At 69.4% G+C, this 15046-nt stretch carries 15 protein-coding genes; 5 read left to right on the top strand and 10 right to left on the bottom strand.

Annotation, left to right across the window (positions count from 1 at the left end):
• Window positions 1-79 precede the first annotated feature (79 nt).
• On the bottom strand, window positions 80-346 hold the full coding sequence (locus ACT6XY_RS04725) for a glycine zipper domain-containing protein (RefSeq protein WP_444747176.1): 267 nt from the start codon (window positions 344-346) through the stop codon (window positions 80-82).
• Between the two features lie 160 nt (window positions 347-506).
• Between ACT6XY_RS04725 and ACT6XY_RS04720 the strand changes: the two genes are divergently transcribed.
• Window positions 507-1220 (top strand): NUDIX domain-containing protein, encoded by a 714-nt coding sequence (locus ACT6XY_RS04720; protein WP_444747175.1) that lies wholly within the window; start codon window positions 507-509, stop codon window positions 1218-1220.
• Here the strand turns inward: ACT6XY_RS04720 and ACT6XY_RS04715 are convergent.
• From ACT6XY_RS04715 to ACT6XY_RS04700, 4 genes are all read right to left on the bottom strand, one after another.
• The gene (locus tag ACT6XY_RS04715) at window positions 1217-2608 is read right to left on the bottom strand and encodes a protein kinase domain-containing protein (RefSeq protein WP_444747174.1); all 1392 of its coding nucleotides are present in this window, start codon (window positions 2606-2608) and stop codon (window positions 1217-1219) included. The two genes, ACT6XY_RS04720 and ACT6XY_RS04715, sit on opposite strands and share 4 nt — an antisense overlap.
• A 6-nt stretch (window positions 2609-2614) precedes the next feature.
• Complete coding sequence (locus ACT6XY_RS04710) at window positions 2615-3355, bottom strand: metallophosphoesterase family protein (RefSeq protein ID WP_444747173.1); 741 nt, start codon at window positions 3353-3355, stop codon at window positions 2615-2617.
• Window positions 3356-3433: 78 nt separating this feature from the next.
• Window positions 3434-3778, bottom strand: coding sequence for a hypothetical protein (locus ACT6XY_RS04705; RefSeq protein ID WP_444747172.1), 345 nt, complete (start codon window positions 3776-3778; stop codon window positions 3434-3436).
• 76 nt (window positions 3779-3854) lie between these two features.
• The gene (locus ACT6XY_RS04700; protein WP_444747171.1) at window positions 3855-4805 is read right to left on the bottom strand and encodes a ring-cleaving dioxygenase; all 951 of its coding nucleotides are present in this window, start codon (window positions 4803-4805) and stop codon (window positions 3855-3857) included.
• Window positions 4806-5052: 247 nt separating this feature from the next.
• Here ACT6XY_RS04700 and ACT6XY_RS04695 point away from each other — a divergent pair, with 247 nt between their 5' ends.
• The 3 genes from ACT6XY_RS04695 to ACT6XY_RS04685 all read left to right on the top strand — a co-directional run bounded on the left by ACT6XY_RS04695 (window position 5053) and on the right by ACT6XY_RS04685 (window position 6791).
• The gene (locus ACT6XY_RS04695) at window positions 5053-6183 is read left to right on the top strand and encodes a 5-methyltetrahydropteroyltriglutamate--homocysteine S-methyltransferase (protein ID WP_444747170.1); all 1131 of its coding nucleotides are present in this window, start codon (window positions 5053-5055) and stop codon (window positions 6181-6183) included.
• Window positions 6184-6258: 75 nt separating this feature from the next.
• Window positions 6259-6498 carry a CopG family ribbon-helix-helix protein gene (locus tag ACT6XY_RS04690; protein WP_444747169.1) on the top strand — a complete coding sequence of 80 codons (240 nt, stop codon included), beginning with the start codon at window positions 6259-6261 and terminating at the stop codon, window positions 6496-6498.
• A gap of 8 nt (window positions 6499-6506) precedes the next feature.
• The gene (locus ACT6XY_RS04685; protein ID WP_444747168.1) at window positions 6507-6791 is read left to right on the top strand and encodes a type II toxin-antitoxin system RelE/ParE family toxin; all 285 of its coding nucleotides are present in this window, start codon (window positions 6507-6509) and stop codon (window positions 6789-6791) included.
• A gap of 4 nt (window positions 6792-6795) precedes the next feature.
• On the opposite strand, the gene ACT6XY_RS04680 is transcribed toward ACT6XY_RS04685, so the two are convergent.
• The 5 genes from ACT6XY_RS04680 to ACT6XY_RS04660 all read right to left on the bottom strand — a co-directional run bounded on the left by ACT6XY_RS04680 (window position 6796) and on the right by ACT6XY_RS04660 (window position 13484).
• The gene (locus ACT6XY_RS04680; protein WP_444747167.1) at window positions 6796-8247 is read right to left on the bottom strand and encodes an amidohydrolase family protein; all 1452 of its coding nucleotides are present in this window, start codon (window positions 8245-8247) and stop codon (window positions 6796-6798) included.
• A gap of 94 nt (window positions 8248-8341) precedes the next feature.
• Entirely contained in the window at window positions 8342-9937 is a 1596-nt protein-coding gene (locus ACT6XY_RS04675) for an ABC transporter substrate-binding protein (RefSeq protein ID WP_444747166.1), read from the bottom strand.
• 72 nt (window positions 9938-10009) lie between these two features.
• A complete protein-coding gene (locus tag ACT6XY_RS04670; protein ID WP_444747165.1) occupies window positions 10010-10903 on the bottom strand; it encodes an ABC transporter permease in 894 nt (297 codons plus the stop codon).
• Window positions 10900-11841, bottom strand: a complete 942-nt coding sequence (locus ACT6XY_RS04665; protein ID WP_444747164.1) for an ABC transporter permease — start codon at window positions 11839-11841, stop codon at window positions 10900-10902. The genes ACT6XY_RS04670 and ACT6XY_RS04665 overlap by 4 nt, the downstream gene beginning before the upstream one ends.
• 5 nt (window positions 11842-11846) lie before the next feature.
• Window positions 11847-13484: an amidohydrolase gene (locus tag ACT6XY_RS04660; protein ID WP_444747163.1), complete on the bottom strand. Its 1638-nt coding sequence runs from the start codon at window positions 13482-13484 to the stop codon at window positions 11847-11849.
• 285 nt (window positions 13485-13769) lie between these two features.
• On the opposite strand from ACT6XY_RS04660, the gene ACT6XY_RS04655 reads away from it, so the two are divergent.
• The gene (locus ACT6XY_RS04655; protein WP_444747162.1) at window positions 13770-15011 is read left to right on the top strand and encodes a serine hydrolase domain-containing protein; all 1242 of its coding nucleotides are present in this window, start codon (window positions 13770-13772) and stop codon (window positions 15009-15011) included.
• Window positions 15012-15046 lie beyond the last annotated feature (35 nt).

Genomic DNA, 15046 nt, shown 5'->3' with positions numbered 1-15046 from the left:
CCGGCCCCATGAATGACCGGCCCATGAAAAAACCCGCCGGCGCGATGCCGGCGGGTTTCTGTCTGTCGGAGCCGATGGCTCAGCGACGATAGCGGCAGATACGCTCGCCGTAGCGGTTGACGTAGCAGCGGCGACGCGGGGTCGTCTCCGCGCCGATGACCGCACCGGCGACGCCGCCGATCGCGGCACCCGCGAGAGCGCCACCACCCGTACCGGTGGCGAGGCCGCCGATCAGGGCGCCGGCGCCGGCGCCGATGGCACCGCCAGCCGCGGCACGCTCCTCGCGCGGGGTGCATGCACCGATCATCAGGGCGGCAGCGCCAACCAGAGTGAGCTTCTTCAACATGGATATTCCCTCCTGCAGGCCCCCGACCCGGGGTGGACCATAGGTGACCGTCGTGCGATTTGCCAAGCTGCGGTTCCACCAGCCTTAAGGACGGGTCAACGACCCTCTCCCCTGGCCGGCTATCCGAAGCCGCAGGACATCTCGCGAGGACAACGCCTTGATGACGTCCCGGTTCCGCCGCATCCGCCACATTCGCGCCACGGTGGAATCCGGCCCCTGGTCCTACGCCGAAACCCATGCGGAGGCCATCGATGCGGCCTGGCGGAGGGCGAGCGCCGCCAATCCCGCGCTGTTCGACGGGCAGGTGCTCGTCATCGCTGAGCGGACGGTCGAGGGCGACGTCTTCGAGGCCCGCTACCGCCAGGTCCGCTATTCGCAGTTCCTGCACTACATGCGGCACGGCGAGCCGGACGGGTCGACCCGCAACGGCTTCGCCCTCGCCGGCCTCACCAGCGCCGACGGCGCGATGATGATGGGTGTCATGGGCGCCCATACCGCCAATGCCGGCAAGATCTATTTCCCGGGCGGCACACCCGACCCCTCCGACGTGGTCGACGGCCGGGTCGACCTCGCGGGCAGCGTCTTGCGCGAACTCGCGGAGGAGACGGGGCTGACGGCGGACGAGGTCACCGTCGATCCGGATTTCTGGCTGCACGAGGACGAGAAGCGCTCCGCCTTCGTCAAGGTGGTGCGTTCGACGCTCCCGGCCGAGGATCTCAGGGCCGACATCCTCGCCCGGCTCGCGCGCCAGACGGAACCGGAACTGGCGGACATCCACATCGTCCGCAGCCGCGAGGACCTGAGGCCCGACGTGATGCCGCCGTTCCAGCTCGCCTATGCGGAATGGTGGCTCGCCGGCGGGGCGGCGATCTAGGCGGCGGCGCGCACGACGGTGACGGTGCAGGGCGCCTCGGCCGTCACCTGCGCCGAGACGCTGCCGAGATAGCGGCGCGTGCCCGACTGGCCGCGGGCGCCCATGATGACCTGGTCGACATGGTTCTCGCGGGCATGGGTGACGATTGCCTCCGCCGGATCGGTGCTTTCCAGCACGTGGAAGCTGACGGCCTCCGCGGCCAGGCCGAGAGGCGCCGCCCAGGCGCGCAGCTGGATCAGGCGGGCGACGTGGAGCGCCCTGCCCTCCCCGTCGGTCGTGTCGTCGATGCCGAGCCGCTTCAGCCTGAGGACGTTGACACAGGCGAGCCGGGCGCCGGGGAGAAGGGTCAGCATGCGCCCCGTCATGGCACGGACCGCGTCGGCGACCGCGCAGTAGTCGGCGGAAAGGTCCACCGCGACGAGGACGATCGGAGCGGTGGCCTCACCGTCGATCGCGGGCGGCGGCGGCCGCTCGGCGCCGGCCGCCCTGAACCAGCGCCCGAGCCGCTCGATCCGGCCGTCGCGCTTCATCCGCGAGGCGGCGGAAGTGAGGCGCACGTCGGCGGGATGGGCGAGGTCGAAGGCGAGTTGAGCCATGGTGGGATAGCGGCCCGCGGGGTCGACGGCGAGGCAGCGCAGGATGATCTCCTGCAGCCAGGCCGGACAGTCCGGGCGGAGGGCGCGCGGCGGCCAGGGATCCCACCACAGGCGCTTGCGCAGGCGGCGCGATCCGCGGGGGTCGCCGAAGGGCTGGCGGCCCGTCGTCATCTCGTAGAGGACGCAGCCGAGGGCGAAGATGTCCGAGCGGGGATCGTCCCGCGCGCGCAGCACCTGCTCGGGGGCCATGTAGGGCGCGGTGCCGATGGGCAGGCGGAACTCCTCGGCCAGGAGGTCGGGCAGGTGGCGATGGCGGGCGAGGCCGAAGTCGACCATGACCGCCGTACCATCCTCGCGGAACAGCACGTTGGCCGGCTTCACGTCGAGATGCAGGACGTCCTGCCGGTGCAGGTCGCAGAGGGCCCGCGCCATCGCGAGGCCGAGCCGGGCGACCTCCGCCGCCGCGAAGGGCGCGCCGGTCATGCGCTCGTAGAGCGAGCCGCCGGTGATGCGCTCCATGACGATGTGGGGCTGGTGGGCGAAGTCGCCCGCGGCGACGAAACGGGGCACGTGCGGGCCGGAGAGGCGCGGCAGGATCATCTGCTCCATCTCGAAGCCGACGATCATGGTGGGGTCGTCGCCGTCGAGGATGAGCGGGATCTTCATGACGAGCGGCGCGTCGTCGCCCTCGCGGGTCACCTCCCAGATCTGCGCCATGCCGCCGAGCTTCAGCGGTGCGACCAGGGTGAAGCCGTCGAGCACAAGGCCCTTCTCGATGCGCGGCGGCCGCATGCCTCATCACCTCCCGTGGGCGAGGCGGCTCGCCAACCGATCCGGCAGCCCCGCGGCGCGAATCTTCGCGGCGGCGGCGGGATGGTCATAAGGAACACGATGGGGTTCCAGCACGCCTTGGCCGAGATCAAGCACGGCGTAGGCCGCAGCGGCGATGCCGTCGCGGGGCTGGCCGACCGAGCCGATCACCGCGTGCCAGCGGCGATGGGCAGCGAGCGGGACGGGGGTGCCGGCGACCGGTGTGAAGCCGACGCAGGTGCGGTTCGGCTGGAGTGAGAACAGCGCCGGAACATGGGTGTGGCCGCACAGGATGAGCCGGGCGTCGGAAGCGCCGAAGCTGAGCTCCGCGTCCCGCGGCGTCATGACATAGGGCCACTGGCCGGGGTTGCGGGCGCCCGCATGGACGAACAGCAGATCGCCCTCGCGGGCCGTGAGCGGCAAGCCTGCGAGGAACCGGCGATGCGCCTCGCCGAGGACGCCCCGGGTCCAGACCATCGCCGCCAGGGCGTCGGCGTTCATGTCGACGTCGTCGCGCGCAACCGCCTCGTCGTGGTTGCCCTGGAGGACCAAGGCGCCGGACGCCGCGAGGTCCATGACGATCTCGGTGCAGGCGACGGGGTCGGCGCCGTAGCCGACGATGTCGCCGAGCACGGCGATGCGGCCGACCTGCTGGCGCGCCACATGGGCCAGCGTCGCCTCGAGCGCCTCGCGGTTGGCGTGGATGTCGGTGAGGAGCGCGATGCGCATGGGCGCCTCCCGGGTCATGCGACCCGTGGGCTCATCCTTCAACTGCGGCGCGGCGGCCGCAAGGTCGCCTTTGGGCGATCAGCCGGGATAGCCGTAGCGCCGCTTGACGGCGGTGAGGCCGGCGCTCGCCTCTCCGGCGCGGCCGGCGGAGCAGGCGCCTTCAGGCCCGCGCAGGTCGGCGATGACGCGGCCGTGCACCTCGCGGGTGACGTGACCGGTGGCGAGGTCGTTGTCCATCACCGCGCGGAAGCGGGCGAGCTCGCCGGCGCAGCCCGAACCCTCCGGCAGGCGGAAGTCGGGCCGCGTCACGTAGCTCGGCGTCGAAGAGGCCACCGGCTGCGGAACCGGCGGCTGCGAAGCCGTGGATTGGCAGGCGGCGAGGCCGAGGGCGGCAAGGGCAAGGAGCAGGCCGGCGCGGATCATGGAGTGCCCCGAAGGTCTCGAATCGATGGGGCGATCCTAGGCGGCGCTGCCGGCCCGCGACAAGCGCGACCCCGCGTCAGCCCAGCGGCTTCAGGCCCCGCTCGATGGCGGCGCGCTTCGGCTCCAGGAAGGGCGGCAGGGCGAGCTTCTCTCCGATGCTGGCGAGGGGCTCGTCGACGTCGAAGCCGGGGCCGTCGGTGGCGATCTCGAAGAGGACGCCGTTCGGCTCGCGAAAATAGAGGCTGCGGAAATAGTAGCGGTCCACCGCCCCGGAGCTCGGGATGCGCAGGCCATTCAGCCGCTCGATCCAGCCGGCATATTCCTTCTCGTCGGGGGTGCGGAAGGCGACGTGGTGGACGGAGCCGGCCCCCTGTCGCGCCTGCGGCAGATGCGGCTCGACCGCGACGTGATACTCCGCCGCCGGGCCGCCATCGCCCATGGCGTAGACATGGACGGGAGAGGCGCTGGGCAGGGTGTAGTCGCGCACCTTGCGCATGCCGAGCACGTGGGTGAGCACGAGGTCGGTGGTCTCCAGCACGGGGACGCTGGCGGTAATGGGGCCGAGGCCGCGGATCTGGTGCCCGGCCGGCACGGGGCTGGCGTCCCAGGGATGGGCATCGCCAGCGCCGCCGTCGTCGATCAGGGCGAGGCGCTGGCCCTCCGGGTCCTCGAAGTCGAGGGTGAGGCGGCCGTCACGGATCACCGGCTGGTCGTGCTTCACGCCCTGCTCGGCGAAGCGGGCGGCCCACCAGCGGATCGTCGCCTCGCCGGAGACGCGCAGCGCCGTGCGGATGATGGCGTTGGTGCCGCGGCGCTCGGGTGCCACCGGCCACTCGAAGAAGGTGATGTCGGAGCCGGGGCTGGCGACGCCGTCGCCGTAGAAGAGGTGATAGGCGGAGGTGTCGTCCTGGTTCACCGTCCGCTTGACGAGGCGCATGCCGAGGACGCGCGTGTAGAAGGCGTGATTGCCGGGGGCGTCGGCCGAGACGGCGGTGAGATGGTGGATGCCGGTGAGAGCGGGGGTCATGGCGCGGTCCTCGCATGACGCGGCGGGGGCCGCGCTTCGTTGCCGCCAGACATCGGCCGTGGCGGGCGTTCCGGCAAGAGGCGACGGCCCGAAGCAGGTGCAAGCTGGACTTGCATCCATGCCCGCCGCGCGCTTTCCGATCGCGCCCCCCGTGGCAGAGGCACGCGTTCCGCTCTATCCTCTCTCCAGAAGACCGCCGCCCCCGCGAGACGGTCCGGGCCGAGGGCCCGCCAGGGAGACGCGACCGATGACCACCATGACCACGCCTGCCCCCGTGCTGCCCGGCAAGACGGGGCCCTATCGCGCCGACCAGGTCGGATCGCTGCTGCGCTCGCAGGCCTTGAAGGGCGCGCGTGCCGACCATGCGGCCGGCAAGCTCGACGCCCTCGGCCTGAGGACGGTGGAGGATGCCGAGATCAAGAAGCTGATCGCCCGGCAGGAGGCGATCGGCCTGCAGGCGATCACCGACGGCGAGTACCGCCGCTCCTGGTGGCACTACGACTTCCTCTGGCAGCTGGACGGTGTCAGCCGGGTGGAGCTCGACCAGGGCATCCAGTTCGCCGGGGTGCAGACCAAGGCGGAGGCGCCGCGCGTCACCGGCCGGATCGACTTCTCGACCCATCCCTTCATCGAACACTTCAAGTTCCTGAAGGCGAACACGACGCGCACGGCGAAGATGACCATCCCTTCGCCCTCCATGCTGCACTATCGCGGGGGGCGGAAGCTCATCAACATGGGCCTCTATCCCGATATGGCCGACTACTACGAGGACCTCGGCCAGGCCTATCGCAAGGCCGTCCACGCCTTCTACGACGCCGGCTGCCGCTACCTGCAGCTCGACGACGTCTCCTTCGCCTATCTCTGCGACCCCGAGCAGAAGAAGATGCTGGCCGAGCGGGGCGACGATCCCGACAAGCAGGGCGGCATCTATGCCGACATGGTGACGGCTGCCATCGGCGGGCGGCCGAAGGACCTCGCCATCACCATGCATCTGTGCCGCGGCAATTTCCGCTCCACCTTCGTCGCCTCGGGCGGCTACGAGCCGATCGCCGACCTGCTGTTCAACGCCATGCCGGTGGACGCCTATTTCATGGAGTGGGACACGGAGCGGGCCGGCGGGTTCGAGCCGCTGCGCTTCCTGCCGAAGGGCAAGGCGGTGGTGCTAGGCCTCGTCACCTCGAAGACCGGCGTGCTGGAGGCGAAGGACGACATCAAGAGGCGCATCGACGAGGCGGCGAAATATGCCCCGCTCGAGCAGCTCTGCCTGTCGCCCCAGTGCGGCTTCGCCTCGACGGAGGAGGGCAACACCCTCGCCGAGGACGAGCAGTGGCGGAAGCTCGAGATGATCGTCGAGGTGGCGCGCGAGGTCTGGGGCTGAGGGGACAGGGCCGGGGCGCGTTGCCCGCCGCACCCGCGGCGGGTATCCTCCCCATCGAGCCATGGAGGCCGTGCGATGAACGCCATCACCATCCGGCTTGATGCGGACCTGACCGAGCGGCTCGACCGTCTCGCCGAGATGCTCGACCGCCCCCTCGCGGACATCGCCGCCGACGCAGTCGCCGAGTACGTCGCGGCCGAGGAAGCTGAGATCGCGAAGATCAAGGAAGGGCTTGAGCAGGCCCGCCGCGGCGAGTTCGCGACCGACGAGGAGGTCGCCGCGGTGGTCGCGAAATATGTGAAGCCAGCGACCTGAGGGATCACATGCGGCTGCGATGGACGCCGCGGGCGCTGCGGGACATCGATGAGATGGGCGCCTATATCGCCGCCGAAGACAGCCATGTTGCCGAGCGGGTCGTTGCGCGTGTCGTGGAAGCAGCGGAACGGCTCGTTGCCCTGCCACAAAGCGGTCGGCCCGGACGCGTGGCCGAGACCCGTGAACTGGTCGTCACGGGCCTCCCCTACATTTTGGTTCACATGATCGGGGAGGAGGAGATCGCCATCCTCTCGATCATGCACACGGCGCGGCTGTGGCCGCGCCGGTTCTGACCCCTCACCCCTTGGCGGACGGGAACATCAGCGGCGAGATCTTCATGTGGTCGCGCTTGGCCCAGTCGAGCGCCTTGACGCCGGCCTCGGCGCGGCGCTGGGCCGCCTCCAGCTTCTCGGAGGCGGCGTCGAGGTCCATGGTCAGGACCTTGCCGCCGTCGACCACCTTCTGCCCGTCGACGAAGACGGTGCGGATGGCGCGCTCGGCCGCCGAGTAGATCATCGAGCGGACGGGGTCGCGCAGCGGCCGCATCGAGGCGTGGGTGACGTCGACCAGCACGATGTCGGCCTTGGCGCCGACGGCGAGGCGGCCGATGTCCTTGCGTCCCAGCGCCTTGGCGCCGCCGAGGGTGGCGGCGTTGAAGACGTCGGTGGAGCGGACGTCATAGACGTCCTCGCCGACCACGCGCGACATGATGGCGACGTGGCGCATCTCCTCGATCATGTTGTGCGGATAGGTGTCGGTGCCGATGGCCATGTTGACGCCGCGGCGGACATATTCGCCGAAGGTCTGCAGGGCGATGCCGCGGCGCTGGAACACGGTCGGGCAATGGGCGACCGTCGTGCCGGTGTCGACGAGGTCCTGCAGGTCGTCGCGGCGCGGCCAGTGGGCGGACGTGTGGTGGTCCATGAAGATGCCGTGGCCGATCAGCGAGCGGTCGGAGAGCACGCCCAGCGAACCGAGCCACTCTACCGGCGTCATGCCGTGGCGGCGGGTGATCTCGTGGAACTCGACGACGGACTGGGCCGCGTGGATCTGGAAGGGCAGCTTGCGCTTCTTGGCCTCGGCGAAGCTCGCCTTGATGAGGCCGGGGGTGCAGGTGTCGATCTGGCTCGGCGAGACCATGCCGGACATGCGGCCCGACGGGTGCTTCGCCGCGGTCTCGAGCACCTTCATCGCCGCCTCCATGGCGGGGATGCCCTCGTCCTTGGCCCATTCGTACTCGACGACGTGGCCGTTCTTGGTGAACCAGCGGGCCGAGCGGTACATGGGGGAGAGGACGCCGCGCAGGCCCGAGGCGGCGAAGGTGTCGAGCCAGCCGTCCCAGGCCACCGACATGTCGACGAGGGTGGTGACGCCGGAGAGCAGCAGTTCGGAATAGGCCACCGTGGCGGAGGCGGGGATCGCCTCCATGTCCGGGGCGCCGCCGGCATCGGCGCGGAACAGCGGCATGAATTCGTACAGCGCGGACTGGTAGAGCCGGGGCGAGCCGAGCTCGTCGTTCCAGCCCTTGGCCATGGGCTCTGAGGCGGGATGGGAGTGGACGTTGACGAGACCCGGCATGACCAGGAGCCCAGAGCCGTCGATCGTCTTCTCGGCCTTGCCGGCGAAGCCCGGACCGACATGGATGATCTTGTCGTCCTCGAAGGCGACGTCGGCACCCTGCATGTAGGTGTGCTTGCGGCCGTCGAAGGCGACGACCCAGGCTGCGTTCTTGATCAGGGTGACGGGCATCGGGCGTTCTCTCGGGACGTTTATGGTTCGGCCGGCGGCTGCGAAGGAAACGGCCGGGCACCCTTGAGAGCGCCCGGCCGCAGAGGTCGTCACATCAGCGCGTGAAGCGCAGGTCGAGGCCCTTGTAGAAGCCGCAGCCGTAGATGTTGTGGGCCTTGAAGGGGGCGAGGCGCGAGGTCGCCGCCACCTTCATCGGCTCGTGGTAGAGCGGGATCCAGACGGCGGCGTCATGCACCTGCTGGAGCACCTGGCCGTAGGCGGCGGCACGCTCGGCGTCGGAGACGGCGGTCATGCCGGTCTGCAGCAGCCGGTCGGTCTCGCCGTCCTTCCAGTTCATGCGGTTCGGCGTCGGGGCGTTGGCCGAGCGGAAGTAGAGGTTCAGCGCGTCACCGGCGGTGATGTAGGGGAAGGACATGCCGAACAGGTCGAACTCCTGCGTGGCGAGCTTGCCCCAGGCCACCGTCGCGTCGAAGAGCTGGATGCGCAGGTCGACGCCGATCTTTCGCAGGTCGCCCTGCACCGTCTCCATCAGCTTCTGCCAGGTCGAGCCGGTGAAGCCGTAGGCGAGCGGGGAGAGACGGACGCCGTTCTTGGAACGAAAGCCGTCGGCGCCGCGAACCCAGCCAGCCTCGTCGAGGATGCGATTGGCCTCGGCGACGTTGGTGCGGATGAGGCGCGAATCGACGGCCTTGTTCCAGTCGGTGGCCGACTGATGGATGTAGGAATAGGCCGGCTCGGTCTCACCGAAGTTGATGTCGCGCGAGATCGCCTCCTGGTCGACGGCCATGACCATGGCGCGGCGAACGGCGGCGTCGTCCACGCCGGCCTTGTCCACCTTGAACCCGATGAAATAGGTCCAGAAGGCGGCCGGATTGTCGACGATGCGCAGGTTCCGGTTGGCGCGGATCTGCGCCATGCCCGAATAGGGCACGTACTGGGTGGCCTGGCTCTGGCCGGTCAGCACGGCGGCGAGGCGGGTGTTCTCCTCGGGCACGATGCGCCAGACGATCTCCTGGATATGCGCCGGGCCGCGGTTCTCGTAGATCGGCGGGCCCCAGCGATAGGCGTCGTGGCGGCGCAGGCGCATGTCGTTGCGCGGACGCCAGTCGACCCAGCAGTAGGGACCGGTGCCGTTGAAGCCGCGGACGCCGAAATCGGCGCCGAGGGCGTCGACATTGGCCTTGTCGATGACGACGGCGAAGCTCTGGGTGAGCTGGTAGAGGAGCTCGGAGAAGGGCGCGGTGAGGCGGTACTCGACCGTCGTCGCGTCCTTGGCGACGATGTCCTCGACCGGGCCGGCGCGCCAGCGCACGGGCGAGCGGGTGGCCGGGTCGATCCAGCGCTTCAGCGAATAGACCACGTCGTCGGCGGTCATCGCCTTGCCGTCGCAGAACTTGACGTCCGAGCGCAGCTTGAAGGTGTAGACCTTGCCGTCCGGCGAGACGGTCCAGCTCTCGGCGAGGCCCGGCTTGATGGAGGTCATGTCGTGGTCGAGCGACACCAGGGTGTCGGCGAGCATGAACAGGACCTCGGAGGCCGCGCGGGCGGTCGAGCGATGGGGATCGTAGCGGTCGGAATCGACCTCGCGCACGATGGTGAGCGTGTTCTGCGCCTGGGCCAGGGCCGGGCTCGCCATGGCCAGGCCGCCGGCGATCGCGCCGGCGAGCAATGCAAGTCGCTTCATACTCATGTCCCTACTCCTCTGAAGACGTGGGTTCTCTCCCGGCCCGCGTTGATCCGGGCCGTTGGTTGGGGGTGCCGCTCAGGTGTGCCTGAGCCGCGGGTCGAGCATGTCGCGCAGCGCGTCGCCGAGGACGTTGGCGCAGAGCACGAGCGCGACGATGACGAGGCTCGGCATGACCGCGATGTGCGGGGCGAGGAACAGCTCGTTGCGGCCCGCCGAGGCCATGGTGCCGAGCTCGGCGACCGGAGGCTGGGCGCCGAGGCCGAGGAAGGACAGGGCCGAGCCCAGCAGGATCACCTGGCCGAAGCGCAGGGTCATGTAGACGAAGACCGAGGAGATGCAGTTCAGCGCGAGGTAGCGCACCAGCAGGGTCCGGTCGTTGAGGCCGATGGAGCGGCCCGCCTCGATGAAGTCCTGGCCCATGACCACCAGCGCCGAGGCGCGGGTGACGCGCACGACGGTCGGAATGGTGGCGACCGCGAGCGAGATGACGACGGCCGTCATGCCCGGACCGACGACCGCGGCGAAGGACAGGCCGAGCAGGATGGCGGGGAAGGACAGGAGAATGTCCGACAGGTGCATGATGACCCCGTCGAGCCGCCGGTAGAAGGCGGCCAAGAGGCCGAGCAGCAGGCCGATCGAGCCGCCGATGACGGTGGCAATGATGCCCATCATCAGCGTGGCGCGCAGGCCGTAGAGCAGGCGCGAGAGCATGCAGCGGCCGAGGCCGTCGGTGCCGAGCAGAAACTCCCAGCGGCCGCGCGCCTCCCAGACGGGGGGCAGCATGCGCAGGCGGGTGTTGGTCAGGAACGGATCGTTCGGCGCCAGCCACGGGGCGAGGATCGCCGCGAGGACGAGCAACACGAGGAGGATGGCGGCGGTGATGGCGAGCTTGTCGCGGAACAGGCGGCGCATGTTGCCCCAGCGGCGCGGGGCGGCCGTGGCGGGTTCGGTGGCGGTCACGGCGGTCATCGCTTGCCCACCCGGGGATCCAGGATGCCGTAGAGAACGTCGACGAGAAGATTGATCACGATGAAGGAGACCGCGAGGATCAGGATGGAGCCCTGGGCGAGAGGCAAGTCGCGCGCCAGGATGGCGCCGACGGCGAGCCGGCCGACGCCGGGCCAGGAGAAGATGGTCTCGGTGACGACGGCGCCGCCGAGCAGGTAGCCGGCCTGCAGGCCGATCAGGGTGACCACCGGGATCAGCGCGTTGCGCAGCACGTGGCGGATGATGACCGTGTGCTCGGCGAGGCCCTTGGCGCGGGCGGTGCGCACGTAGTCGGCGTTCATCACCTCGAGGGCGGCGGTGCGCGTCATGCGCGCCACCGGACCGATGAAGATGAGGCCGAGGGTCAGCGAGGGGAGCGCTGCATGGGCGAGGCCGTCGAGCGTCCAGAGCGGGCCGGCGCGCCCGAGGAAGGGCAGCAGCTCCCAGTGGTAGCCGACATACATGATCAGCATCAGGCCGATGAAGAAGACCGGCATGGAGACGCCGAAGACCGAGATGGCGATGATGATGCGGTCGAGGGCGCGGCCGCGGTTGACGGCGGCGACGGTGCCCAGCGCGATGCCGATCGGCACGGAGAACAGGAGCGAGCCGATCATCAGCTCGAAGGTCGGGCCGATGGCCTCACCGAGCTCGCTGATGACGGGCGTGTTGTTGATCATCGAGTAGCCGAGATCGCCCTGCATCACGCGGGTGATGTAGATGAAGAACTGGATGACGCGGGAGCGGTCGAGGCCGAGGTCCCGGCGGATCTGCTCGACGACCTCGGGGGTCGCCTGGGGACCGGCGATGACCTGGGCGACGTCGCCGGGCACGAGCTGCAGCAGCATGAAGCCGAGCAGCAGCACGCCGAAGAGCACCGGTATCGACAAGACGGCACGGTGTAAGAGGTGCACTCCCATGCTCGTCAGCCCTTCCACTCGCCCGTCGCGTCATGGACGCAGGCGCCGCCGAGGATGGTGAGATCGCAGCGCGTGTCGGAGAGGATCGCCTCTGGCGAGGCGGTGAGCAAGTCGCGCGAGAAGACTGCGACATCTGCGACCATGCCCGGCCGCAGCGTGCCCCGATGGTCCTCGCACTTGTTCACGTAGGCGCCGAACGCGGTATAGGCCTGGATGGCGCGCTCGATGGAGATCGCCTCTCCGGCGCCGATCACCGTGCCCTTGTGGGTCTTGCGGGTAACCATGGTGAAGAAGTTCGGCCAGACGTTGGCGTCGCAGACCGGCGCGTCGGTGGAGGCCGCCGGGCGGAAGCCCATGTCGATCCAGGTCTTCATCGGATAGCTGGTCGCCGGGCGGTCGTCCGGCATGACCTGCTGATAGAGCTCGCCGAAATCGTAGATGAAGACCGGCTGCGGCACCGGCTCGATGCCGGCGGCGCGCATGCGCTTCATCTGGTCCATGGTGTTGAAGCCGCAATGCTCGATGCGATGGCGGCGGTCCGCGTCCGGGTATTTCGCCAGCGCCTTCTCCATGGCGACGAGCGTCTGCTCGACGGCGCCGTCGCCGATGGCATGGACGGCGAGCTGGTAGCCCTTGGCGTGGACCTCCATCGTCGCCTCTTCCATCTCCTTGTCGGTGAGGCAGTAGATGCCGTGGGTCTCCTCCTCGCCGGCATAGGGCGTGGTCATGGCCGCGGTCTTGCCGCCGGCCGAGCCGTCGGTGAAGATCTTGACCGGGCCGACGCGCAGCATGTCGTCGCCGGAGCCGGTGACGAGGCCCTCCTCGTAGCAGCGGCCGAGGATGCCGCCGGGAATGTCGAGAAGGCATTGGGTGACGCGGATCGGCTGGCGGCCGGTGCGCACGGCGTTGCGGTAGGAGATGATCTCCCGGTAGCCGGACCGCATGCCCACCGCGGCATCCATGGTCGAGGTAATGCCGAAGGTGTTCATGTACCGGGCGCCGCGCTCGATGGCGGCGACGTGGTCCTCGTCGGTATAGGCGGGGAGGACCGCCTGAACGGCCTGGCGGCCGTTCTCGGCCATCAGGCCGGTGAGGTCGCCGTTGACCTGCTCGATCGCGCCGCCCGCCGGCACCGGCGACTTCGTCGTCACGCCGGCGATCTTCAGCGCCATGGAATTGGCGACGGCGAGATGGCCGCAGGTGCGCACGAGATAGACCGGATTGTCGGGAGCGGCGAGGTCGAGCTCGGTGCGGTGCGGATGGCGACGGATGTCGAGCTTCGAATCGTCATAGCCGCGGGCGAGGATCCACTCGCCGGGTTTCTTGCTTGCAGCGGCCTCGCGGATGAGGCCGAGGAGTGCGTCGAGCGTGTCGGCATTCTGCGGCCGGGCGTCGATCTCGGCCATGGAGATTCCCATGGGGAGAAGGTGGGCGTGGGCCTCGAACAGGCCGGGCGTCGCCAGGCGGCCGCGCAGCTCGACAATCTTCGTCCCGGGGCCGATCAGCGGCTCCATGTCGGCGGATGAGCCAACCGCCAGCACCTTGCCGGACCAGAGGGCGATTGCCTCCGCCACCGGCTCGCCATAGGCCACGAAAACACGGCCACCACGCAATACGACATCCGCCCTGGGCAGGATCGGCATCAAAACCCCCGACTAAAAACTGCCCAGCATCGTGGCATGCCTGTTTTTGCATCGGCAAGCCACGCTGGTGCCGGGCACCTCACCATTGCGCGGGGTGGATTTGTTGCCCACCGCCGCTATGGTCGGTGGCTTTCATTTCGCCCGCGGCCGCAAAAAGAGCAGCAATCTTCTTCGGCTTCAACCTGTTTTGGCACGAATGTATCGTATTGCGATACGAATCGCGGCCTCGTCCACCGTTCAGACCCGGCGCGCCGCGGTGCGGCCGCCTTCGTGCAGGAGCCCTCCATGACCGACGCGAAGACCGACATGCCCGACCCCGCCGCAAGCGATCCGGTCGCCCTCGGGTGGATGACCGGCTTCCCGCCGCCGGCCGACAAGGCCGTCACCTATGCCGACGGCTCGTTCCGGTCCTTCCCGCAGCTGCGCTGGTCGTGGAGCAACGTCAGGCAGATCGTGCCGACGGTGAACGTGTGGCGCGGCCCGGGCCCCGCCTCATCCCTGCCGCGGGCCGAGGTGGACCTCGACGCGGTGGCGGTGACGACCATGGGCGGCCAGACCATCAGCTTCGCCGAGGCCCTCGCCCAGACCTATGCCGACGGGGTTGTGGTGCTGCACCGGGGCAAGCTCGTCTACGAGCGCTATTTCGGCGCGCTGAGGGCCCACCAGCCGCATATCGGCATGTCGGTGACCAAGTCCTTCACCGGCACGCTCGCCGGCATGCTCGTCGCCGACGGCCTGATCGACCCGGCGGCGCCGGTGACGCACTACGTCCCGGAACTCGCCGCCAGCGCCTTCGGGGATGCGAGCGTCGCCAAGGTCATGGATATGACCACCGGCCTCGCCTACTCGGAAATCTACACGGACCCGAAGTCCGACGTCTGGGCGCTCCGGCGGGCCAACGGCATGGCCCCGCCGCTGCCCGGCGTGCCGCAATTGTCGCTGCTGGAATATCTCACGACCGTCGCCAAGCAGGGTGAGCACGGCCGGGTCTTCGCCTACAAGACGGTCAACACCGACGTCCTCGCCTGGATCCTGCGCCGGGCCAGCGGCCTGTCGCTGAGCGAACTCCTGTCGACCCGCATCTGGCAGCCGATGGGCGCCGAGGAGGACGCCTATTACCACGTCGACCGTCTCGGCATCGAAAGCGGCGGCGGCGGCCTCAACACCACGACCCGCGACCTCGCGCGCTTCGGCGAGGTGATGCGCAACCGCGGGACCTTCAACGGCCGGCAGATCTTCCCGGCGAGCGTCGCCGACGACATCGCCCGCGGCGGCGATCCCGCGAAATTCGCGCCGGCGGGCTATGCCACCCTCCCCGGCTGGTCATACCGGAACCAGTGGTGGGTCAGCCACAATGCCCACGGCGCCTACATGGCCCGCGGCGTCTACGGCCAGGCGCTGTACATCGACCCGAAGGCGGAGATGGTGATCGCCCGCTACGCCTCCCATCCGGCGGCCGGCAACGTCGCCAACGACCCCATCTCGCTGCCGGCCTGGATGGCCGTGGCCCGTCACCTCATGGGCTGAGGCGGCGCTCCCGGGAGCTGCAACGTTTCAGCGGT

It is taken from the genome of Phreatobacter sp. (genome assembly GCF_052440005.1).
Classification (GTDB): domain Bacteria; phylum Pseudomonadota; class Alphaproteobacteria; order Rhizobiales; family Phreatobacteraceae; genus Phreatobacter.
The sequence above is the reverse complement of the archived record's forward strand: the minus strand, read 5'-3'. Positions and strand labels throughout refer to the sequence as shown.